Genomic DNA, 22243 nt, shown 5'->3' on the forward strand with positions numbered 1-22243 from the left:
CTTTTATTTTATTGTCATACTAGTTGACCTGTTATTTGTAAACTAGCAGTTAGACAGTGATAGAGTGTCATTTCTCTAAGGTGCTTCTGAGAAGGAAGTGTTTGGAGAAACCAAACGGAAACGCTTTTATTTTATAGCTAATCTGAGAAAAAGTCAAATATAAATTATAGTAGATTTAGAAAAATATAATGAAAATATGTGTTTTACAAAAAGAAAAGAACTCGCAATTGCGAGCTCTTTATTCGTTTTTATCCCAAAGCGTCGTCCATTGAAAGAACTTCGTGGAAGACACGTTGTGTCAATTCAGTTTTTTGTTCTGGAGTGAGGTATTTAGTATTTACACAGTATCCAGAGATACGTACGATAACATCTTCACCGCTCATGATCTTTTCGTAAACGTCTGACAAGTCCATTACGTTCAAGTTAACGTGTTGTCCACCATTTTCGAAGTATCCGTCGAGGATAGTTACGAGGTTATCAACTTGTTCGTCATGAGTCTTACCAAGGGCACGAGGTGATACTTGAGTAGTAAGTGAGATACCGTCAGCTGCATAACCGAAGTCAAGGCTTGCAAGTGAGTTCAAGTTTTGCAACCATCCACCTTTAGCTTTGTTAGATGGGTTAGCACCTGGTGAGAAGAATTCCAATTTAGACAAGTTCACTGAACCATCTTCGTTGAGGTATACCCCTTTGTGAACTGGAGAGTTACCAGTTTGTTTAGAGTAAGCAACGTTAGAAGTGATTGTAAGAAGTGAAACTGTAGCTTCTGCATCTTTGTAGAGTTTGTGGCTACGAAGACGAGTAGTGTAAGCTTCAATCAACCATTCTGCCAATTCGTTTGAACGTGGGTCATCTTCACCCCAACGTGGGTATTCACCGATTGTTTCGTAGTCGTAGATGTAGCCATCTTCGTCACGGATTGGTTTAACTGTAGCGTATTTGATTGCTGCCAATGTATCAACAGTATTTGCGAAACCACAGATACCGAATCCCATGTTAGCACGTTGTTTAGTTGGCAAGAAGGCCATTTGAACAGCTTCGTAGTTGTACTTATCAGTCATGTAGTGGATGATGTTAAGGGCATCTACGTAAGTGTCAGTCAACCAATCAAGAGATTTTTCGAAGTTAGCTTTAACAGTGTCAAAGTCAAGAACTTCATCACGGATTGGATCGATGTCAAATACTTTGTAGTCTTTATGAACATCGTCGTAACCACCGTTCAAACCAGTAAGAAGGGCTTTAAGTACGTTAACACGAGCACCGAAGTATTGGATGTTGTGGCGTTGTTCTTCGTTTTCTGGGTCAAGTGGTGATACACAACATGAGATACAGCTCATTTCACCGTATCCGTCTTTAGCCATAGTAGTAACACCTTCGTATTGGATAGAAGAGTGCTTGTGGCTCATGTGCATACAGTAGCGACGGAATGAGTAAGGCAATTTGTCAGTCCAAAGAACTGTCAAGTTTGGTTCTGGAGAGTTACCGATATTGTCAAGAGTGTTCAAGAAACGGTAGTCCATCTTAGTAACACGGTGACGTCCGTCAGCACCCATACCAGCCATTGAAGTTGTGATGAAGGTTGGGTCACCTGAGTACAATTGGTCGTAAGCTTTTGTACGAGCAAACTTAACTGTACGAAGTTTCATAACGAAATCATCAACGAATTCTTGGATTTCTGATTCAGTATAAGTACCACGAGCAAGGTCACGTTCTGCGTATACGTCAAGGACGATTGGCACACGACCAAGTGAAGTAGCGGCACCGTTGATTACACGACATACTGCCATGAAGGCGATGTTTGTCCATTGGATAGCTTCTTTAGTATCGAAGGCTGGACGACGAACATCTACACCGTAAAGGTCACCAAGGCGAACGACATCTTGAAGTGCTTGGTATTGAAGGTTAACTTCTTCACGAAGACGGATAGTTTCTTCGTCGATTTCTTTGATAGCATTCCAGTCGTTAACTTTTTCTTGCATCAAGTAGTCAGCACCGTAAAGGGCAAGACGAGCGTAAACCCCGATGATACGTCCACGTGAGTATGCATCTGGAAGACCAGTAACTGTGTGAGCGTGACGTGCACGACGGATGTTTGAAGTGTAAGCACGGAAGATACCATCGTTAACTGTAGTCACGTATTTTGTGAAAATTTCGTGTACAGCTGGGTCTGGTTCATAACCGTGTTCTTTCAAAGCAGTTTCCGCCATACGGATACCACCTTTAGGCATGAAGTTCAATTTGAAGAGCTCATCATTTTGGATACCATAGATAAGTTCATCTTCTTTTGAAATGTACCCTGCGTCAATGTCAGCGATTGAAGTTGGACGAGTATCCATTGGGAAGCGTCCTTCAGCTTCATAGCCTGCTTTAGTTTCATCTACGATTTTTTTAATTTTTAGAGAGCGTTCAGTTGGTCCTGCAAGGAAACTTTCGTCACCATCATAAGGTGTGTAGTTTGCTTGAACGAAACGTGAAACGCTAGCTTTTTCTTTCCAATCAGTTCCTTTAAAGCCTTCCCACGCTTTTTCAAAAACATCTGTGTTAGTTTTAACCGTTGCCATAGTTTGGATCTCCTATAATTCTAGTAACAAAATCATCTGTTACATTCTCTAGAAGTATTCTATCACACAGTAACCGCTTACACAACTTTAAAACTCCATTTTTAGAGACATTCTTTTATAATACAGTTTTGAAAACGACAAATCTGTATTATAAATTACTGTTTTTTGATAGATTTTGGTATCATAAGAGGAGAATGCTTTGTAGTCCCAAAGTTTTATGTGAAAAGCTTTACAATGAGATAAATCTGAGAAAGGAGGCAGGGAGCCATGTTAGAGTTTCCTCTAATAAATGATATCAGTCGGAAAATCATCCATATTGACATGGACGCCTTTTTTGCTCAGGTCGAGATGAGGGATGACCCCAGTCTTAAGGACAAGCCGGTTATTATCGGTCATGATCCTAGAAAAACAGGGGGACGTGGTGTGGTATCAACTTGTAATTATGAGGCTAGAAAATATGGTGTCCATTCAGCCATGTCTTCTAAGGAAGCCTATGAACGTTGTCCTAATGCTGTCTTTATCTCAGGAAATTATAGCCATTACCGAGAGGTAGGGATGCAAATTCGTGAGATTTTTAAACGCTATACTGACTTGGTTGAGCCTATGTCTATCGATGAAGCCTATCTTGATGTGACGATAAATAAGCTTGGTGTCAAATCGGCGGTTAAGGTAGCCAAGCTTATCCAGTATGATATCTGGCAGGAACTTCACCTGACTTGTTCAGCAGGTGTTTCCTATAATAAATTTATCGCCAAGCTAGCCTCTGATTTTCAAAAGCCTGCTGGTTTGACGGTGGTGCTTCCAGAGGAGGCTCAGGAATTTTTGGAAAAGCTCCCTATTGAAAAGTTTCATGGGGTAGGTAAAAAGTCAGTTGAACGTCTTCATGACATGGACATCTACACCGGTGCCGATCTTCTGAAGGTTCCTGAGATGACTCTGATTGATCGTTTTGGACGTTTTGGATTTGATCTCTTTCGAAAGGCTAGGGGGATTTCCAATAGTCCTGTTAGGCCCAATCGTGTCCGTAAATCTATCGGAAGTGAGCGAACCTACGGCAAGCTTCTTTATAATGAAGATGACATCAAGGCTGAGTTGACTAAGAATGCTAGGCGAGTAGCTGAAAGTGCTCAGAAAACTAAAAAAGTCGGTCGAATTATTGTCATCAAGGTCCGTTATTCGGATTTCTCAACCTTAACCAAGCGTATGACCTTGGACAAATCGACCCAGGATTTCGACACCATCGAAAGGATTGCTCATACCATTTTTGATCAACTGGAGGAAAATAGCAGTGGTGTTCGCCTCTTAGGTGTCACCCTGACAGGTTTAGAGGACCAAGAGGGCAGGCAGTTAGATTTGGATGATTTGGAGTCATGATTTAAAAACAATATAATAGGAAGAGTTTTGCTTCATACCCTGAAAAGTGACCTTGAAGAATCATCAGACCTATGCTATCTTAAATAGTAACCAATAGAAATGAGGGAATAAAAGTAATGAAAAAAGTTTTTACTTATCTGGGCTTGATTTTAGCAACCTGCTTGGTTCTTGTAGCCTGTGCTTCCAATAAACCAGCTGAGAAGAAAAAGGCGACACCAACTCCGACAGAGCGTGCCAAGGCTGATGCGACGATTTTGATTGACACCATGCTTGGAAAATCAAGTAACGGTTTTTCAAAACTCTACGGAGAAAATTACGAAACATGGACTGAAACGAATGTCTTTGAAAAACAGGTTGCAGACACTATCGAAGAAAAGGGGTATACACCGGAAGAAAAGTATACGTTTAAATACATTGAAGGCTATGATGCCAAGACTCCAACTCAAGTGCTTTCTAAGTTCCTCAAGGTCCGCCGTAATATGATTGGTAAGATTCAGGACTATAAGCTGAAGGATGTCAAAGTTAAGGGAAATGATGCGACAGTTACCTTTACTTCGCGTTCTGTTAGTGCCTATGGAGCTGCAGCTGCTGTTCGTACTCTCCTTATGAGTCTCTATGACAACGACATTGACAAGTTGAAACAATGGAATCAAGCTGATAACAACGACGTGGAAAAGGGGAAAGCCAAAGATCTCACAACGAAGTTCCTTTATGGTGAAAACTTTAACGGAGATTTGACACAATTTAAGGACATTGATAAAGAAATGTCCTATACACCTTTGACAGGTGCTGATAATCTGGAAAAGACCTTCAAGCTTACCAAAGATGATGGTGGAAACTGGACTATTTCTGTAGAAGATTATAAAGAGCTTGCCGAAGCCTTGGTCGACCATGACGAATCAGGAAGCAGAGCCGTTTACGCCGAACGTATCCATAAGAATTTGTCAGACTATCAACCTGAAGATAGTAGCGACTCAAGCAGTAAGTCATCAGATAAGGATAAGTAGAGTTTTAGTGGATTTGATGTTAAACATGTATGGAAAGCTGTTTTGGACGAAAAGAGTTGTCACATCAGTGGCAACTCTTTTCTATCTTGTTATTTCTACCCATTCCTCCTATAACCTTTATCTATCACCACTTAGGTTTTTATTATTAGACGAGTTGGGATGAAGATGGTAAACTGTTATCACTAACTATTAATGAAAGTATCGAGGAATATAGATATGAAAAAATGGCTTGCAGGTTTAGGAATTCTTGGCTTGTCAGTTTTGACTTTGGCTGCTTGTGGAAACAAGAGTGACGGTAAGGCATCTGGTGAGAAGCAGACGATTACTGTTGCGACAGACTCTGATACGGCGCCTTTCACTTTCAAAAAAGGTGACGACTTCAAGGGTTATGATATTGATTTGGTCAAGGCTATTTTCAAGGATTCAGACAAATATGAGGTCAAGTTTGTGACGACACCTTTTGATTCCATCTTGACAGGGGTGGATTCTGGACGTTATCAGATTGCGGCTAACGACTTCAACTACAATGAAGAACGTGCTCAGAAATATGGTTTCTCAGATCCGATTTCACGTTCTAACTATGCCATCACTAGTGCTGAGGGTACCAAGTATACTAGCCTAGACGATTTGTCTGGTAAGACGACAGAGGTGCTTCCTGGCTCTAACTATGCTCAGTTGCTTGAAAATTGGAACCATGCCAATGCGGACAAGACACCAATTACTATCAACTATGCTTCTAGCTCAACGGGTCTTTCAACACGTATTCAACACATTCAAGAAGGAAAAATTGACTTTATCCTTTACGATGCGATTTCGTCTGAGTACATTGTCAAAGATCAAGGCTATAAGCTAGCTGTAAACAAGATTAAAGACGATATCGGTATGAAGACTGATGGTCTTGAATATCTTCTATTCTCAAATGATAAGCAAGGTAAGGAACTCAAGACCTTTGTTAATAAGCGTATCAAAGAGCTCAAGAAGGATGGAACCCTTGCCAAACTCAGTAAGGAATACTTCGGTGGCGATTACGTCAGTGATTTGAAATAAGACTGTTAAAAGTTGAGACTGCTGTCTCAGCTTTGGATTTAACACAAAGCTTTCTTTTGAGGCTTTCCTGAGGTGATGACGGACGTCAGCGACCTTCGTCGAAGCTCCATGACTAAGTTTTGAGCCTAAGGTCTCAAAACTTCCGAACACCTGAAACTTTAAAGTTTCAGGTGTTTTTCTCACGCCGGAAAGCCTCGGTTTATGCTCACTTTGTTCGTTAAATAAGGAATGAGTTCAAATCTTTTTGGTCTTAACAAGGTATTATTATCAGTGATACGATTTTCTTATCACTATGATAAGAAAAGACTATTTCACAGACTTTCTGAGTCGTGCTAAAATGAATACTATAAAATTATGATAAGATATTTGAATGGTTAGCACTAGGCTAACCTACTTTTTTAGAAAGAAAGGGCGACATTGTGAAAAAGAGTATAGAAGCATTTAATCGGTCACCTTGGTATCTCCAAGTTATCATTGGTTTGGTTGGTTTGGCAGTAGCAGTTGCTTTAGCCATTCCCTTGTCTTGGCTAGTAGAAATTCTTTGGGGCTATGTTTTGCAATTGATTACAATTGTCTTCAAGTGGATCTCATCTTGGATGCCAGCTGGTAAGCTCTTCTCATGGAAGGCAGTCTTTGATGCTGTTCCTAAGATTGTGGAACGCTTGCCTTTGACTTTGGGATTGACCATTGCAGGTGCTTTCTTCGGTTTGATTTTGGCCCTTGTCTTTGCGGTCGTTAAGATCAATCGAGTACGTATCCTTTATCCAATTCAAGCAGTTTTTGTGAGCTTCCTGCGTGGGACACCAATCCTTGTACAACTCATGTTGACTTACTATGGTATTCCACTCTTCCTTCGTTATTTGAATGGTGAATTTGGTTTGGATTGGAATATTAATGAGATTCCACCAGCTATCTTCGCGATTACGGCCTTTGCCTTTAACGAAGCAGCCTACATGAGTGAAACCATTCGTGCAGCGATTCAGGCTGTTGATGCCGGGGAAATCGAAGCTGCCCGTTCTCTTGGGATGACATCAGCACAGGTTTACCGTCGTGTCATTATTCCAAATGCGGCAGTTATTGCGACACCAAGTTTGATTAACAGTTTGATTGGCTTGACTAAGGGAACATCACTTGCCTTTAGTGCTGGTATCGTCGAAATGTATGCTCAGGCTCAAATCTTGGGTGGTGCCGACTACCGTTACTTTGAACGTTATATCTCAGTTGCCCTTGTATACTGGGTAATCTCAATCTTGATTGAGTACATTGGTCGTTCAGTTGAAAATCACATGGCTATTAAGGCGCCTGAAGTGACTGACATTTCTGGAATTGGAGGTGACCGCTAATGATTAGTATCAAAAATTTGACCAAGGAATTTTCAGGTCAAAAGGTTCTCGATGGTATTGATATTGACATTGAAAAGGGTGAAGTTGTAGCTCTTGTTGGTGCCTCTGGTGCAGGGAAATCAACAATTCTTCGCAGCTTAAACTATTTGGAACAACCTGATTCTGGTACCATTACCATTGATGATTTTAAAGTCGACTTTAAGACTATCACTAAAGAACAAATTCTTACACTTCGCCGTAAGTTGGCCATGGTGTTCCAACAGTTCAACCTCTTTGAACGTCGCACTGCCTTGGATAATGTTAAGGAAGGTCTTAAGATTGTTAAGAAACTTTCTGACGAAGAAGCTACCAAGATTGCGAAAGAAGAGCTCGCTAAGGTTGGGCTTTCTAATCGTGAAAATCATTACCCACGTCACTTGTCGGGTGGTCAAAAGCAACGTGTGGCCTTGGCTCGTGCCCTTGCAATGAAGCCTGATGTGCTCTTGCTTGACGAACCAACATCTGCTCTTGACCCTGAGTTGGTTGGTGAGGTTGAAAAATCAATCGCTGATGCAGCTAAGTCAGGTCAAACTATGATTTTGGTCAGTCACGACATGAACTTTGTTTATCAAGTGGCTGACAAGGTGCTCTTTCTTGAAAAAGGTCGTATCCTTGAACAAGGAACACCTGACGAAGTCTTTAACCATCCAAAAGAAGAACGAACAAAAGAATTTTTCGCTTCTTATTCAAAACAATATCTTTAAGATGGGATTTTTGTTACAATAGAAAAGGTAGTGGGAGTGGACGACATTTTAGCCCATAGTCAAAGTCCCACTAGGATGATTAGAAGCTTTTGAAAACGTCAAAGGTGACTAAGTGTCCAGTCAGATACTGCATCGTGCAGTTATTACTAGTCGAATTTAGAGGTTGGAGAATGTTATCTCAGCCTTTTCTATTTCTCACTTTAGGATGATTTATGTTATTAAATATTTTTAAATTTTACCTCTTAGGCCTTGTGATTGCTTTCTTTGTTTGCTTGGTGATTGGTGCCATTTGGCTTGGATGGCGTGCCTTACGTCGTGCAGACAAAACTGTTAAGGAGCGTCAAGGTGCCCTCTATGATGCTATTATGATGTCGATGGTTTCGATTCCCGTTTTGGCATTTGCTTTTATGGCGATTCTTATCGTGCTGAATGCATAATTCTAGCTTTGTTGGCACATTAGGTGTAAGATATTTCTACAAGAAAATCATGTAAGGAGTTACTCATGTACGATACAATTGTTATTGGAGCTGGTCCTGCGGGGATGACTGCAGCACTCTATGCAGCACGTGCCAACCTTAAAGTGGCAACTTTGGAGCAAGGCGCTCCTGGTGGACAGATGAATAACACGTCTGATATTGAAAATTACCCTGGTTTTGAAAGTATCTCTGGTCCAGAATTGTCAATGAAGATGTTCGAACCTTTGGAAAAATTAGGCGTTGAAAATCTTTATGGTATCGTGTCTGGTATCGAAGACAAGGGTGACTATAAAGTTGTCAAAACTGGTGATGAGGAGTACCAAACCAAGACAGTGATCATTGCGACGGGTGCCAAACATCGCCACATCGGTGTTGCTGGCGAAGAAGAGTACAACAGCCGTGGGGTATCTTACTGTGCGGTCTGTGATGGGGCCTTCTTCCGTAATCAAGACCTCTTGGTTGTTGGTGGTGGAGACTCTGCCGTTGAAGAAGGAATTTATTTGACACGCTTTGCCAATAGTGTGACCATTGTTCACCGTCGTGATGAATTGCGTGCCCAAAAGGTTCTTCAAGACCGTGCCTTCGCCAATGAAAAGGTTAAGTTTATCTGGGACTCAGTCGTTGAAGAAATCAAGGGTGATGACATCAAGGTTCGCAGTGTTGATATCAAGAATGTTAAAACTGGTGAGGTGACTAACCACGAATTTGGCGGTGTCTTCGTTTATGTGGGACTTGATCCTGTTTCAGATTACTTGACAGGTCTCGACATCACTGACCAAGACGGTTGGGTAATTACAGATGATAAGATGGCGACACGTATTCCTGGTATCTTTGCCATTGGGGATGTCCGTCAGAAAGACCTTCGCCAAATTACAACAGCCGTAGGTGATGGTGCCACAGCTGGTATCGAAGCCTACAACTACGTGACTGCACTTGGTGATAAGTAAAATAATAAAAACTCGGGATGTTCTCGAGTTTTTTGTGTTCTCTTGGGGGGATTTAGCTTGTCTAGTCCCCTTTGGACCAACATCTATGCGTGTTTTTTGTTATAATAGAAAAGTCTTACTAAAAATCAGTAAAAACGAGGTGACCGACTTGCGTGTTGTAGCAGGTGAATTTGGCGGACGTCCGCTTAAAACGTTAGAAGGCAAAACGACTCGTCCAACAACGGACAAGGTCAAGGGTGCCATTTTCAATATGATTGGTCCTTTCTTTGATGGAGGGCGTGTTTTGGATTTGTTCTCGGGGAGCGGTAGTCTGGCCATTGAGGCAATTAGTCGTGGCATGTCTTCTGCTGTCCTCGTGGAAAAGGATCGTCGGGCACAGGCTGTTATCCAGGAAAATATTAAGATGACCAAGAGTGAGAAACAGTTCCAGCTTTTGAAGATGGATGCAGCACGTGCGCTGACACAATTGACAGGAAAGTTTGACTTGGTACTTTTAGATCCGCCTTATGCCAAAGAGCAGATTGTGGCCAATATTACTCAGTTAGAGGAGCAAGGGCTCTTGGCTGAGGAAGTTATGTTGGTTTGTGAGACGGATAAGGCTGTGGACCTGCCTGAAGAAATTTCAAACTTTGGGATTTGGAAACAGAAAACCTATGGTATCAGTAAGGTGACCGTTTACGTGCGTTAGCCTTTGATAGGGAAGTTGTAGAAAGGAATGCTATGACAAAGATTGCTATGTTTACGGGGTCTTTTGATCCGATTACTAATGGGCATATGGATATTATTGCCAGAGCTAGCAAGCTCTTTGATGAGCTTTATATCGGTCTCTTTTATAATAAAAATAAGCAGGGCTTCTGGGATGTGGAGACTCGCAAGTGTATCCTGGAAGAGGTTGTGGCAGATCTTCCCAATGTCAAGATTATAACGTCCCACGATAGTCTGGCTGTAGATGTCGCTAGAGATCTTGGGGTGACTTATTTGGTTCGAGGCCTTCGTAATGCGACAGATTTCGACTATGAGGCCAATATGGATTATTTCAATAAGGGGTTGGCACCTGAGTTAGAAACAGTTTATTTGATTGCTAGTCATGAGGTAACACCAGTCTCTTCTAGTCGTGTGCGTGAGTTGATTTATTTTGAGGGGGACATTAGTTCCTATGTTCCTCAAGCAGTTGTTAAGGAAGTGGAGGCCAAGCGTGGCAAACAAGAACGAATCTAAATCACTATTAGGGAAACTTTGGCGGATTAAGTGGTGGTTGTTAAGTATTTTTACGGTACTTTTCCTCCTCTTTGCCCTCTTTTTCCCGCTAAATAATTATTATGTTGAGCTTCCAGGTGGTGCTTTTGACACCAAGGAAGTCTTGACTGTAGATAAGAAAGCTGATGATTCAAAAGGATCCTACAATTTTGTGGCGGTGGCTCAAACCAAGGCGACTTTGGCCTTGATGCTCTATGCTCAGCTTAATGATTTTGCAAAGCTTCAAACAGCTGAAGAGGCGACTGGAAATTACTCTGATGAAGATTTCATGCGTATCAATCAATTCTACATGGAGACTTCCCAAAACCAGGCGATTTATCAGGGCTTGACTCTGGCTGGTAAGGAGGCTAGCTTGGAGTATATGGGTGTTTATGTGCTTCAGGTGGCTGATGATTCTAGTTTCAAGGGTGTCCTTAATATTGCGGATACGGTGACAGCTGTCAATGGCAAGACCTTTGATAATTCTACTGACTTGATTAAATACGTTCAAGGACTTAAGCTGGGTTCAAAGGTTAAGGTCACTTATACGACAGATGACAAAGAAAAGACTGCTACTGGTAAGATTATTAAGATTGCTAATGGTAAAAATGGTATCGGTATTGGTTTGACGGATCATACTGAGGTCAAGAGTCCTGAAAACGTGAAGTTTAAACTTGATGGTGTTGGTGGACCAAGTGCGGGGCTTATGTTTACTTTGGCTATTTACGATCAGGTGTCTGGTCAAGACCTCAAGGCTGGCCGTAAAATTGCTGGAACAGGCACTATTGAAAAGGATGGGGCTGTCGGTGATATCGGTGGGGCCTACCTCAAGGTGAAATCAGCGGCCGATAGTGGTGCAGATATTTTCTTCGTGCCAAATAATCCAGTAACTAAGGAAATGAAAAAGGCTGATCCGGATGCCAAGACTAACTATCAAGAGGCCAAGGAAGCTGCCAAGAAACTGGGGACCAAGATGAAAATCGTCCCTGTCAAAACAGCTCAAGAAGCCATTGATTATTTGAAAAAGACTAAGTAAGAAGAGAGAGTAGGACAGGCAGAAATCCATGATTTTTGTCCTAGTCTTACTCTCTTTTTAAGATCAAAGTGTTATAATAGTCTTTATGAAAAAACGTTATAGAACAGTCAATGATTACTATCGTGAAATTTTTGGCGAAAAGATTTTCAAACTTCCTATAGATGCGGGCTTTGATTGTCCCAACCGTGATGGCACAGTGGCTCACGGTGGCTGTACCTTTTGTACGGTATCGGGGTCTGGGGACGCCATTGTAGCTCCTGAGGCGCCGATTCGTGAGCAGTTTTACCATGAGATTGACTTTATGCACCGTAAGTGGCCAGAAGTTCAGAAATATCTGGTTTATTTTCAAAATTTTACCAATACCCACGCTCCGCTTGAAGTTATCAAGGACCGCTACGAACAGGCTATCAATGAGCCTGGTGTGGTTGGCATCAATATCGGAACTCGCCCAGACTGTTTGCCAGATGATGTGATTGATTATCTGGCAGAACTCACAGAACGTATGCATGTGACTGTTGAACTTGGTTTGCAGACGACTTATGAAGAAACGTCAGAGCTCATTAACCGAGCACACAGCTATGATCTCTATGTAGAGACGGTTAAGCGTGTGCGTGAGCGTGCGCCCAAGGCTGAAATTGTATCGCACTTGATTAATGGCTTGCCAGGAGAAACTCACGAGATGATGGTGGAGAATGTCCGCCGTTGTGTGACTGATAATGACATTCAAGGAATTAAGCTCCATTTGCTCCATCTGATGACCAATACGCGTATGCAAAGAGACTACCACGAAGGGCGTCTTAAATTGCTGAGTCAGGAAGAGTATGTGTCTATCATCTGTGACCAGTTGGAAATCATCCCTAAGGATATCGTCATTCATCGGATTACTGGTGATGCGCCGCGAGATATGCTGATTGGGCCTATGTGGAGTCTCAACAAGTGGGAAGTCCTTAATGCCATTGACAGAGAGATGGAACGTCGTGACTCATGGCAAGGGTGTAAAGTAGTTAGCGACAAGGAGGAAAAAGCATGATTAAACGCCCCATTCATCTATCTCATGACTTTCTAGCAGAAGTGCTGGATGATGAGAGTATAGCTATCGATGCGACCATGGGAAATGGCAATGATACAGCCTTTCTGGCTGGCCTTGCCAAGAAGGTTTATGCCTTTGACGTGCAGGAGCAGGCGCTTGAAAAGACCAGTCAACGCTTGTCAGACCTGGGAATTGAAAATGCGGAACTCATTTTAGATGGTCACGAAAATCTGGACCATTATGTCACGGAATCTATTCGAGCAGCTATTTTCAATCTGGGCTACCTGCCATCTGCAGACAAGAGTGTCATCACCAAACCTCACACGACTCTTGAAGCTATTGAGAAGATTCTTGACCGCTTAGAGGTGGGTGGACGCTTGGCTATTATGATTTACTACGGTCATGATGGTGGCGATATGGAGAAGGATGCTGTGATAGAGTACGTTATTGGTTTGGACCAGCGTGATTTTACAGCCATGCTTTACCAACCCCTTAATCAAATTAATACCCCACCATTTTTGGTGATGTTGGAGAAATTACAATGATTACAGATATTAAAGAAAAACTTGCAGATATGCAGGCCAAATATATTGATAAGCAGAGTGCCGAGGGTACTTTGAAAAAGGTTGATAATCGTAAAACGGCTAAGATCAAGAAAAAGTTAGCTAGTCTTGAGGTCGAACGTTGCCATAAACTTTTAGCCAAGGAAGATGTCACTGCCATTGATAAAAAAATTAGTAAGCAAAAAGAACTATTCTCAAACTGTTGTCATAAGGAAGGGTAGGAGGAGCTATGCATCTATCGTTAGCTTTGCTTGTTCTTCTTTTCAGCTTGATTTTATCGAACGTTATTAATCGTGTCTTTCCACGTCTTCCCCTACCCTTGATTCAAATTATTTTTGGAGTGGGTATCGGTTTTCTTTTTAAGGAACGTGCTTTCGAGCTTGAAACGGAACTTTTTCTAGCTTTCATTATTGCTCCCTTGCTGTTTCGTGAGGGTGAAGAAAGTGATATTACCAGTATTTTACGTAACTGGAAACTTATTCTATTTTTGATTTTTCCAGTTATCTTTGTATCTACCTTGGGAATCGGTTATCTTGCTAAGGCCGTCTTGCCTGCTTCGGTACCCTTGTCTGCCTGCCTAGCCATCGGTGCTGCCCTTGGACCAACAGATTTGGTTGCCTATTCCGCTATTTCTAAACGTTTCAGTTTTCCAAAGTGGATTAGCTATATTTTGCAGGGTGAAGGACTTCTAAACGATGCCTCTGGCTTGGTTGCCTTTCAGGTGGCGGTGACCGCTTTGACAACGGGTGCTTTCTCCCTCCTTGATGCGAGCTGGAATTTGGTTATTTCTGTGCTTGGTGGTTTTTTAGTTGGCTTGATTACGGCCCTACTTAATCGTCTTTTTTTGACCATTTTGGACAATATGGATGCTGCAGATGTCACAGGTGCTCTCTTACTAGAGTTGGTACTACCGATTTCCTCTTACTTTGTAGCCGAGGAAATTCATGCTTCCGGAATTATTGCTGTTGTCGTAGCAGGGATTTCACTTGCCAGTCGCTTTAAAAAAATCACCGTTTTTGATGCTAAGTTGGATAGTGTTTCTCATACGATTTGGGGAACCATTACCTTCATGCTTAATGGCATGGTCTTTTTCCTCTTGGGAACAGAACTTCCAACCCTAGCAGCCCCAGTACTGCGTAGCACTACCTACGATAATCTCTGGATGCTTCTTGCTATCGTCCTTTTAACAGCGACCATGTTTGGCATTCGTTTTGTTATGATTAGTGCGGTATTTGCCCAAAGAGCTTGGAGGGCCAAACGATCACTGAAAAAAATCTGGAAGGGTGCAACTCTTTTAACCTTTTCTGGGGTCAAAGGAACGGTCTCAATAGCAACCATCCTTTTGCTTCCGGTTGCCAATATGACAGCTTTGGAACATAGTCTCTTGCTCTTTACGGTAGCGGGTGTCACTTTATTAAGTTTCTTAACAGGTATCTTAGTCCTACCTAAGCTAGCCACTGGACCAGCGCACACAACCAACCATTATATGCAGATTGCCATTCTTAATGATGTGGTCGGTGAGTTGGAAAAAGATCTAAAACAGTCAACTAATCAAGGAGCTGTCTATGCTACTATTGACAACTACAATCAACGCTTGGAAGATTTAATCTTGGAGCAGGAATCAAATGATGTCAAAGAAGAGTTGGCCAATATCCGAGTCATGATTATGGAAATTGAGAGTGAGGGTCTGGAATATGCCTACAAGAAGGGCAAGATTTCAGAACTCGAATACAATCTCTACCAACGTTATATCAAGAGCTTAGAGCGTCGTATTAACCGTGGTTTTGTCTCTAGTCTTTCTTACGCTCTAGCTGTCTTTGTGCGTGGCCTTCGTAGATTGTTGCACTTGGCTCTTACTTTCAAGTTTTGTATTAATCAGGATGAAACTAGGAGGGGGCCTAGGTTGACGGAAGAAAACCGTGACCATATGGCTGAACTTTATTTAACAAATACGGAGCAGATTTTAGAAGCCTTGAGTAATCTGGAAGGTGTTTATCATTCAGATCTCTTGTCTTATTTGAAGCGCAATCGACTTCAAGAGGCTGAGATTATTCAATCAGGTGCCTTTGTTGAGCGGGTTATCACCCACCTTCATCCAGACAATATCGATGAAATGTTACGAGGCTACTATTTGGAACGTAAGGTTATTAACGAGTACGAGCAGGCCGAGCTTATCTCTCGCCGTTATGCCAAGCAGCTTCGTAAGGAAGTCAATACTTTGGAGGATTACTCTCTCAAAGAAACTAGCAACACTTTAACCTATGATATGATTAATTTGGCTCGAGGTCGAGCTTAAGCAGGCGTTTAGAGTATACAGCTTGTAGCTAAATGAGCAAAAAAGTCAATTTTTTAGAAAAAATATTGACTTTTTGTTTTTTTAGGGGTATAATTTCAGCGAAGAATTCATTTTTCTAAAAATTATATAATGTTCCTCTGGAGGTTTATTTTGTCTATTAATAAGTTTTCTAAATATGGAATTGTTTTAGTTGCAGCTATTACAGTTGCGACTGTAGCACAGTCCCAATTCGGTCAGTCGTCTTCAAAAGTGTATGCCGATGAAATTGCTAGTACGGCGCCAAAAACGAGTGAAGTCCCAAGCATAACACCTGCTACTAGCGAAAACGTTAGTACAATGCCAACGACGAGTGAAGCACCAGCAGTAGTTTTGGCTTCAGAAAATAGCGAAGCTCCTGAAACAAGTGCTTTATATTCAGAAGATGGAGGTCTTGCAGTAACTCCAACTGATATAGTTTCACCGACAAGTACAACGCCAAGTGAAAATTCAAGTGATAAGTCACTTTTCTTTCTTTATGTAGAGCATACAGATAGTGGTGTCGAACAATCGGGGACTGGTGTCTACGGCGCTAATGAAGATGGGCGCTTCGTTATTCCTGAGGGAACTGATTATAGGTATTCTTACTATACAATCACGTCAGATGATGGAAAGAGTTTTAAACCTGGAGATGTTATACCTTATGATAGTCCACTTTTAAATCATCCTAATTTTGATGACAATCCTATAACATATACCTACTATAAAAATAAACCTTCTGTAGAAGGGAACATTATCGTGAACCCAGTCATTAGACCTTCATGGCATCATGGAGATTCTATTTCTTTTCATGTTCGTTATGGTGTTTTTGAGAGAAATAGTAAATATGGTGTTCCAGCAGTAATTGATATCGCACCTTATGACACTGTTGATGTACCTTTGGATAAGCAGGTAACAGTAAGCGCTAAAACTATACCAGGCTATACTTTAGATAGCGCTAATAAATACGAAACTGGTTCTGATATTCCTAATAATACGTTGATGTTATCTTCCTCATATTTTGTTACTGATAATACTGGAACACCAATGGCCATGTTCCTTTATAAAAAGAACAATAGTGAGACAGCATTTAAAGATAGTTTAACTCCATCTGCAAAACCATCATCTCAGTCTGAAGGTCCGTTAACCTATACTGTTATTTATCATTTTACTGGTGAGGATTCGCGTTCTGTAGAATATACGATAGAGCCTGGTGAGACAAAATATTTAAAACTTGGCGGTAAAGGTGCCGTAGCCTTTCCAGTCATTAGCGGTACACCATCCTTTTACGAAGTTAGCTATGACAGAGTAAAAGCTGGTAAAACGCTTTATGAATTTTGGCAGTATGACTACCATACTCATAACGGAGATGGTACTCCTAAAGTGACCGATACATCTTCTACACCAGCGACCAGCACTACTCCGGCTACTAGTGAAGCTCCTGCAGTTAGCACAACACCTGCTACTAGTGAAGCACCAGCAGTTAGCACAACACCTGCTACTAGTGAAGCTCCTGCGGTCAGCACAACACCTGCTACAAGTGAAGCTCCTGCGGTCAGCACAACGCCAGCTACTAGTGAAGCTCCTGCTGTAAGCACAGCGCCAGCTACTAGTGAGACTCCTGCAGTTAGCACAACACCTGCTACAAGTGAAGCTCCTGCAGTCAGCACAACACCTGCTACAAGTGAAGCTCCTGCGGTCAGCACAGCGCCAGCTACTAGTGAGACTCCAGCAGTTAGCACAACACCGGCTACTAGTGAAGCTTCTGCAGTTAGCACAACACCAGCTACTAGTGAAGCACCTGCGAACAGCACAACGCCTGCTACTAGCGAGACTCCTACGGTTAGCACAACACCAGCTACTAGTGAAGCTCCTGCAGTTAGCACAACGCCGGCGACTAGTCTAGTGACTTCAAAAGACACTCATTCCATGAATTCTGTCACTTCTTCATCTACACAAACACGTAATGCAGGAATTAAATCGGAAGCTGATGGAAAATTGACAGGTCACGATTTACCAAAAACAGGAGATACAAACACTAAAGTTGGTATGCTAGGTATGGTTTTGGTAGGACTTGGTTTGACAAGTTTAGTTTACAAAGGTCGTCACAGACGTTCAAAATAGATAAGTGCTAATAGTCAAGTTAATAGTAAGACTATAAGTAGAAAAAAATAACGAGAAATCTGTTTTTACATAAACGGATTCCTCGTTTTTTTAATGTCTCTCTTTTTCATTATCGTGGTTTGGAAAAAGAAAGCCCAGTCCTAGGCATGTTAGGATTCCTGCAACAATCAGGATACTGTTTGAGATAGGGAGCAAGTCATAGATTGCATTAGCAATCATTAAACCAATCAAAGTACTCATGAGGCTAGATTTATAATCTTTTTTGATAAGATTTTCTATTGCAAAGAAAGCAAAAAGAGCGACTGGAAAGAGTGGCCAAAGGGATACCTCCATTTTTGGGAAGCTGAGAATACTGTAAATGATAACTGTTACTGCTGTACCGATTAATCCAAAGCCTATTACTTTAGTCATGTTTTTACCTCGTTTTCTATGTCTGAAAGATATTTTGTTTTAACACCTACTAAGTTATCAAAAGGTTAACTTGCGGACAATATCATTTGTCTATGTGGTTAATTCTAGAATCTATTCGGTCAAAAAGGACTGTTTTGTAATCAAGTAAAGAAAAGTGGAAATGATTTACTGTAAAGGTAAAACGCTTACATAAAAAGGAGTATAATGATATTGAAAGATGTTTTCTCTAAGATTAAATGAAAGGTGGGGTAGTTGTATGTCCAGAAAAACTTGGTATTATATACTTATCTTTTTTGAAGTATTGTTAGCTCTTTCTATGCTTAGGTCTTATGGTTTGCATTTTGAGTATGAAACGCTCAATTCTGTATCCTTACTAAGTTCTCAATTTCCACAGCAACTCTTTTTAGTCTGGTTTGTTTTTAGGCTTTTGAAGGACAAGTGGAAAGCTGAGGGCGTCTTAGCTGTGCTTGCCTTCCATATTTGTCAGCTAGTTACCTATTTCATCATACCGGCTTCCATTTTTAAGCCTTGGTTGGTTTCCCCAGTTTTAACTATTATGTGCCTAATTTGGCTTGTCATTACGATTAGGAAGACAGAGCTTCCAACACTCTTAGCCTCTCTTAAGAGTTCGTCAGCTTGGCAGTCCTCTGTTCCCCTTCTTGGATTAGGGATGGTTGCTGTGGTATGGAGCACACACTATATAAATATTGATTTAGATGATTTAAGTAGTCTTACTTACATACTGTATCCAATATTAGAGTGTGCAAGTATCTTCCTACTCCTTATATTGATGACTGAAGAAAACCAAAAGAAATTAAGAATTTCTTCAATCCTTATCATAGTTACTAGTTTACTTGAGTTGGTTTATGGTTTCTTGGTTGACCATATCATTACTGATGTCTCTCTTTTTCTACTAGTAGTATCATCCTATCTTGTCTATCGTACAAACGGCAACACTTCCACACTAGTTGAAAAATGGCAGAAGAAGTATGGGTTTGAGTTGAGTGAAGATGATCTGCTGGTGGAGAAAAGAACCAAACCAGTCATTGAAAAGCGTAAGGTTTATGATTATGCGGAGAGCCAAAGACAACCAAATCCTCAAAGTCTTCATTCTCCTTGGCTTTGGACAGCTTTTATTCTATCCTTGAGGAATTTAGTTTTTAATATAATTGCAGTTTTCAATTATCCTACTGATGAAACCAATCCCTTAGCAGGTATCGGTTGGTTTATGTACTTCATCGTGATGATTCCATTAATTATTATTCCTACTGTGATGCTTCCAAATGCCATAAGAACTGCTGACAAAAACCGTCTATATATAGTTGCTATGTTATTTATTTTAGTTGCAAGAAGCTCTATAGAACAGCTCATCGTTCCAGCCTTAATTTTGTACGGCGTATCGAAAATAAAAGAGGAGTAGTGATAAAAGAACAAGTCCCCTAGACATTATCTGGGGGACTTGTTGTTTTGATGTTGTTTTAGAATTGGCTCTAAATCAAGTTAATTTATGACTTGTCTCTATAAAAGAGGGTTAATGTAAAAACGATGGTCGTCGATTGGGATAATTTGAACAGGATTTTGGTAGAAGTCAGCTAGAACTTCCGGTGTGATAATATCGTTTTTTGGTCCTTGTGCCACGATTCTTCCCTGACGGAGTAGGAGAATGTGGTCCATTTTTTCAGTAATCTCTTCAGCGTGGTGGGTGACGTAAAGAACCAATGGAGCATGTGGAAGCGAGGTGATACGGTCAATCTGACGTAAGAGTTTTTCGCGGGCAAATAGGTCCAAGCCAACAGTCGCTTCGTCAAGGATAATGATGTCAGGATCTTCCATGAGACTGCGAGCAATCAAACAAATTTGTTTTTCTCCTTGAGACAGGCCATGGTATTTACGACCTATCAAATCTCCAGCACCAAGTGAGGTCAGCATGTCCTTGGCTTCTTGCAACTCCTTATCCCCATATGCCTTGTAGAGGATTGAGCTCTTGTATTTACCAGTAAGGACGATTTTTTCAGCTGTCATATGTTGAGGAAGACGCTCAGTGATGAAGGAGCTGACGATACCGATATGTTGACGAAGACCTGTGATGTCTCCATTCCCAAAGGTGTAGCCTAGTATCTCAGCCTTTCCCTCAGAAGGGAAGAATTCAGCTGTCAACAAACGTAAGAGAGTTGATTTTCCAGCACCGTTAAGTCCCAGGATAGCCCAAGTTTGACCTTTTTCAACTGTCCAGTTAAGGCCAGACAAAAGTGTTTTTCCTTGGCGGGCCAAGCTGACATTTTCTAAGCGTATAAGTGACATAAGTCTCTCCTTCGATGATAAATTACTCTAATTATAGCATAAAATAGGAACCTATATTGGGAAATTGTGATATAATGGAAGTCAGAATTTTTTTAGAGGAGAAGAAAAAATGGAAGACTCCAGTGGTCAGTCCTTATTATTTCAATCTATTTTATTACTAATATTAACCTTGCTTACGGCATTTTTCTCAGCATCAGAGATGGCTTTAGTATCACTAAACCGTTCACGTGTGGAACAAAAGGCTGAAGAAGGCGACAAGAAATTTATTCGCCTGCTCAAGGTTCTTGAAAATCCAAATAACTTCTTATCAACCATTCAAGTTGGTATTACCTTTATCAGTCTCTTACAAGGGGCTAGTCTCTCCGCTTCACTAGGTGCAGTGATAGCGACTTGGTTTGGTCATGCAGCCTGGGCTAAGACAGCAGGTAGCATGATTTCTTTGGTTGTCTTGACCTATATCTCGATTGTTTTTGGGGAACTTTATCCTAAACGTATTGCTATGAACCTCAAGGAAAATCTAGCCATCTACTCAGCACCAGTTATTATTGTTACTGGTAAGATTGTTAGTCCCTTTGTTTGGATTCTTTCAGCATCGACAAATCTTGTGTCTCATTTGACGCCTATGACCTTTGATGATGCGGATGAGCAGATGACTCGGGATGAGATTGAGTACATGTTGGCCAAGAGTGAAGATACACTTGAGGCTGAAGAAATTGAAATGCTCCAGGGGATTTTCTCTCTTGATGAATTGATGGCACGTGAGGTTATGGTCCCTCGTACCGATGCTTTCATGATTGATATCGAAGACAATACTCAAGAAAATATCCAAGCTATTCTCAAGGAAAGTTTCTCTCGTATCCCAGTTTACGAGGATGACAAGGATAAGATTATCGGTGTCATTCATACTAAAAACCTTCTAAAAGCAGGTTTTGAACTTGGTTTTGAAAATATCAAACTTCGTCGAATCATGAACGAACCTCTCTTTGTTCCAGAGACTATCTTCGTAGATGATCTCTTGGCGGCCTTTCGTAACACCAATAATCAGATGGCTATCTTGCTTGATGAATACGGCGGTGTTGCTGGTCTTGTTACCTTCGAGGACCTTTTGGAAGAAATCGTTGGTGAGATTGACGACGAAACAGATAAAACTAGTGTGGAAGTTCGTGAAATTGGTGAGAATACTTATATTGTCGAAGGAGCTATGACTCTTAATGACTTCAATGAACATTTTGATACAGAACTTGAGAGTGATGACGTTGATACTATCGCAGGTTATTATTTGACTGGTGTGGGGGCCATCCCAACTCAAGAAGTTAAGGAACACTATGCAGTTATCAACAAGGACAAACACCTCGAATTTATCAATGATAAGGTTAAGGATGGTCGCGTAACCAAACTTAAGGTAATCATCACGGCAGCTCCAGAAGAGGCAGAAGAATAGTTTTCTACATGTTTTTATTAGAAAATATTGAAACTTAAAAGCGACTATTTACTAATTAGGCACTTTCTCTCATTATGAGTGAAAGTTCTTTTTCTTATCTATCTTGGAATATCCGCTTATCAAAATAATAAGATTAGAAAATGCCTATAAAGTACGTTATAAAGCCTTTTTTACCTATCCAAACTGCTAGACTTTGTCATAAAAGGAACTATAATTTTGGAGATACTCTAACATATTTTAGCGTATTGATAGATTTAGAATAAAAATAAATAAGATTTTAATTAAAACAGTC

At 41.0% G+C, this 22243-nt stretch carries 20 protein-coding genes; 17 read left to right on the plus strand and 3 right to left on the minus strand.

The window, feature by feature from the left end:
• Window positions 1-248: 248 nt before the first annotated feature.
• The gene (gene pflB / locus HMPREF1517_RS01940) at window positions 249-2561 is read right to left on the minus strand and encodes a formate C-acetyltransferase (RefSeq protein ID WP_004183340.1); all 2313 of its coding nucleotides are present in this window, start codon (window positions 2559-2561) and stop codon (window positions 249-251) included.
• Window positions 2562-2828: 267 nt separating this feature from the next.
• Here pflB and dinB point away from each other — a divergent pair, with 267 nt between their 5' ends.
• From dinB to HMPREF1517_RS02015, 15 genes are all read left to right on the plus strand, one after another.
• On the plus strand, window positions 2829-3935 hold the full coding sequence (gene dinB, locus HMPREF1517_RS01945; RefSeq protein ID WP_037599128.1) for a DNA polymerase IV: 1107 nt from the start codon (window positions 2829-2831) through the stop codon (window positions 3933-3935).
• Window positions 3936-4051: 116 nt separating this feature from the next.
• Window positions 4052-4942: a hypothetical protein gene (locus tag HMPREF1517_RS01950; RefSeq protein ID WP_021143678.1), complete on the plus strand. Its 891-nt coding sequence runs from the start codon at window positions 4052-4054 to the stop codon at window positions 4940-4942.
• A 216-nt stretch (window positions 4943-5158) separates the two neighbouring features.
• Window positions 5159-5989, plus strand: a complete 831-nt coding sequence (locus HMPREF1517_RS01955; RefSeq protein ID WP_037599129.1) for a transporter substrate-binding domain-containing protein — start codon at window positions 5159-5161, stop codon at window positions 5987-5989.
• A 596-nt stretch (window positions 5990-6585) separates the two neighbouring features.
• Entirely contained in the window at window positions 6586-7332 is a 747-nt protein-coding gene (locus tag HMPREF1517_RS01960; RefSeq protein ID WP_096832659.1) for an amino acid ABC transporter permease, read from the plus strand.
• Entirely contained in the window at window positions 7332-8075 is a 744-nt protein-coding gene (locus tag HMPREF1517_RS01965) for an amino acid ABC transporter ATP-binding protein (protein ID WP_014632672.1), read from the plus strand. The genes HMPREF1517_RS01960 and HMPREF1517_RS01965 overlap by 1 nt, the downstream gene beginning before the upstream one ends.
• Window positions 8076-8287: 212 nt before the next feature.
• Window positions 8288-8512 (plus strand): DUF4059 family protein, encoded by a 225-nt coding sequence (locus HMPREF1517_RS01970; RefSeq protein WP_002884393.1) that lies wholly within the window; start codon window positions 8288-8290, stop codon window positions 8510-8512.
• Between the two features lie 65 nt (window positions 8513-8577).
• Complete coding sequence (trxB, locus tag HMPREF1517_RS01975) at window positions 8578-9498, plus strand: thioredoxin-disulfide reductase (RefSeq protein WP_002884706.1); 921 nt, start codon at window positions 8578-8580, stop codon at window positions 9496-9498.
• A gap of 139 nt (window positions 9499-9637) precedes the next feature.
• Window positions 9638-10186 (plus strand): 16S rRNA (guanine(966)-N(2))-methyltransferase RsmD, encoded by a 549-nt coding sequence (gene rsmD / locus HMPREF1517_RS01980; protein WP_231910681.1) that lies wholly within the window; start codon window positions 9638-9640, stop codon window positions 10184-10186.
• 32 nt (window positions 10187-10218) lie between these two features.
• Window positions 10219-10716: a pantetheine-phosphate adenylyltransferase gene (gene coaD / locus HMPREF1517_RS01985; RefSeq protein ID WP_037599130.1), complete on the plus strand. Its 498-nt coding sequence runs from the start codon at window positions 10219-10221 to the stop codon at window positions 10714-10716.
• Window positions 10694-11770 (plus strand): SepM family pheromone-processing serine protease, encoded by a 1077-nt coding sequence (locus HMPREF1517_RS01990; protein ID WP_037599131.1) that lies wholly within the window; start codon window positions 10694-10696, stop codon window positions 11768-11770. Before coaD ends, HMPREF1517_RS01990 begins: the two co-directional genes overlap by 23 nt.
• Window positions 11771-11855: 85 nt before the next feature.
• Entirely contained in the window at window positions 11856-12800 is a 945-nt protein-coding gene (locus tag HMPREF1517_RS01995) for a TIGR01212 family radical SAM protein (RefSeq protein WP_037599132.1), read from the plus strand.
• The gene (locus tag HMPREF1517_RS02000; protein WP_037599133.1) at window positions 12797-13345 is read left to right on the plus strand and encodes a tRNA (mnm(5)s(2)U34)-methyltransferase; all 549 of its coding nucleotides are present in this window, start codon (window positions 12797-12799) and stop codon (window positions 13343-13345) included. Before HMPREF1517_RS01995 ends, HMPREF1517_RS02000 begins: the two co-directional genes overlap by 4 nt.
• Entirely contained in the window at window positions 13342-13584 is a 243-nt protein-coding gene (locus HMPREF1517_RS02005; protein ID WP_002891697.1) for a hypothetical protein, read from the plus strand. Before HMPREF1517_RS02000 ends, HMPREF1517_RS02005 begins: the two co-directional genes overlap by 4 nt.
• Before the next feature lie 8 nt (window positions 13585-13592).
• A complete protein-coding gene (locus tag HMPREF1517_RS02010) occupies window positions 13593-15659 on the plus strand; it encodes a cation:proton antiporter (RefSeq protein ID WP_037599134.1) in 2067 nt (688 codons plus the stop codon).
• 150 nt (window positions 15660-15809) lie between these two features.
• The gene (locus HMPREF1517_RS02015) at window positions 15810-17798 is read left to right on the plus strand and encodes an LPXTG cell wall anchor domain-containing protein (protein ID WP_037599135.1); all 1989 of its coding nucleotides are present in this window, start codon (window positions 15810-15812) and stop codon (window positions 17796-17798) included.
• Window positions 17799-17888: 90 nt separating this feature from the next.
• Here HMPREF1517_RS02015 and HMPREF1517_RS02020 read toward each other — a convergent pair whose 3' ends face one another.
• A complete protein-coding gene (locus HMPREF1517_RS02020) occupies window positions 17889-18209 on the minus strand; it encodes a hypothetical protein (RefSeq protein ID WP_037599136.1) in 321 nt (106 codons plus the stop codon).
• 256 nt (window positions 18210-18465) lie between these two features.
• Here HMPREF1517_RS02020 and HMPREF1517_RS02025 point away from each other — a divergent pair, with 256 nt between their 5' ends.
• Window positions 18466-19629, plus strand: a complete 1164-nt coding sequence (locus HMPREF1517_RS02025; protein ID WP_037599175.1) for a hypothetical protein — start codon at window positions 18466-18468, stop codon at window positions 19627-19629.
• A gap of 98 nt (window positions 19630-19727) precedes the next feature.
• Here the strand turns inward: HMPREF1517_RS02025 and HMPREF1517_RS02030 are convergent, their stop codons facing one another.
• Window positions 19728-20510: an ABC transporter ATP-binding protein gene (locus HMPREF1517_RS02030; RefSeq protein WP_037599137.1), complete on the minus strand. Its 783-nt coding sequence runs from the start codon at window positions 20508-20510 to the stop codon at window positions 19728-19730.
• A gap of 109 nt (window positions 20511-20619) precedes the next feature.
• On the opposite strand from HMPREF1517_RS02030, the gene HMPREF1517_RS02035 reads away from it, so the two are divergent.
• The gene (locus HMPREF1517_RS02035; RefSeq protein ID WP_037599138.1) at window positions 20620-21951 is read left to right on the plus strand and encodes a hemolysin family protein; all 1332 of its coding nucleotides are present in this window, start codon (window positions 20620-20622) and stop codon (window positions 21949-21951) included.
• The last annotated feature ends 292 nt before the right edge of the window (window positions 21952-22243 follow it).

The organism is Streptococcus sp. ACS2, from assembly GCF_000525585.1.
In the GTDB taxonomy this organism is placed as follows: Bacteria; Bacillota; Bacilli; order Lactobacillales; family Streptococcaceae; genus Streptococcus.

Coding starts and splice junctions, on each gene's coding strand:
- pflB (WP_004183340.1), bottom strand. CDS start 2,561: ATGGCAACGGTTAAAACTAACACAGATGTTTTTGAAAAAGCGTGGGAA.
- dinB (WP_037599128.1), top strand. CDS start 2,829: ATGTTAGAGTTTCCTCTAATAAATGATATCAGTCGGAAAATCATCCAT.
- HMPREF1517_RS01950 (WP_021143678.1), top strand. CDS start 4,052: ATGAAAAAAGTTTTTACTTATCTGGGCTTGATTTTAGCAACCTGCTTG.
- HMPREF1517_RS01955 (WP_037599129.1), top strand. CDS start 5,159: ATGAAAAAATGGCTTGCAGGTTTAGGAATTCTTGGCTTGTCAGTTTTG.
- HMPREF1517_RS01960 (WP_096832659.1), top strand. CDS start 6,586: ATGCCAGCTGGTAAGCTCTTCTCATGGAAGGCAGTCTTTGATGCTGTT.
- HMPREF1517_RS01965 (WP_014632672.1), top strand. CDS start 7,332: ATGATTAGTATCAAAAATTTGACCAAGGAATTTTCAGGTCAAAAGGTT.
- HMPREF1517_RS01970 (WP_002884393.1), top strand. CDS start 8,288: ATGTTATTAAATATTTTTAAATTTTACCTCTTAGGCCTTGTGATTGCT.
- trxB (WP_002884706.1), top strand. CDS start 8,578: ATGTACGATACAATTGTTATTGGAGCTGGTCCTGCGGGGATGACTGCA.
- coaD (WP_037599130.1), top strand. CDS start 10,219: ATGACAAAGATTGCTATGTTTACGGGGTCTTTTGATCCGATTACTAAT.
- HMPREF1517_RS01995 (WP_037599132.1), top strand. CDS start 11,856: ATGAAAAAACGTTATAGAACAGTCAATGATTACTATCGTGAAATTTTT.
- HMPREF1517_RS02000 (WP_037599133.1), top strand. CDS start 12,797: ATGATTAAACGCCCCATTCATCTATCTCATGACTTTCTAGCAGAAGTG.
- HMPREF1517_RS02005 (WP_002891697.1), top strand. CDS start 13,342: ATGATTACAGATATTAAAGAAAAACTTGCAGATATGCAGGCCAAATAT.
- HMPREF1517_RS02010 (WP_037599134.1), top strand. CDS start 13,593: ATGCATCTATCGTTAGCTTTGCTTGTTCTTCTTTTCAGCTTGATTTTA.
- HMPREF1517_RS02020 (WP_037599136.1), bottom strand. CDS start 18,209: ATGACTAAAGTAATAGGCTTTGGATTAATCGGTACAGCAGTAACAGTT.
- HMPREF1517_RS02025 (WP_037599175.1), top strand. CDS start 18,466: ATGTCCAGAAAAACTTGGTATTATATACTTATCTTTTTTGAAGTATTG.
- HMPREF1517_RS02030 (WP_037599137.1), bottom strand. CDS start 20,510: ATGTCACTTATACGCTTAGAAAATGTCAGCTTGGCCCGCCAAGGAAAA.
- HMPREF1517_RS02035 (WP_037599138.1), top strand. CDS start 20,620: ATGGAAGACTCCAGTGGTCAGTCCTTATTATTTCAATCTATTTTATTA.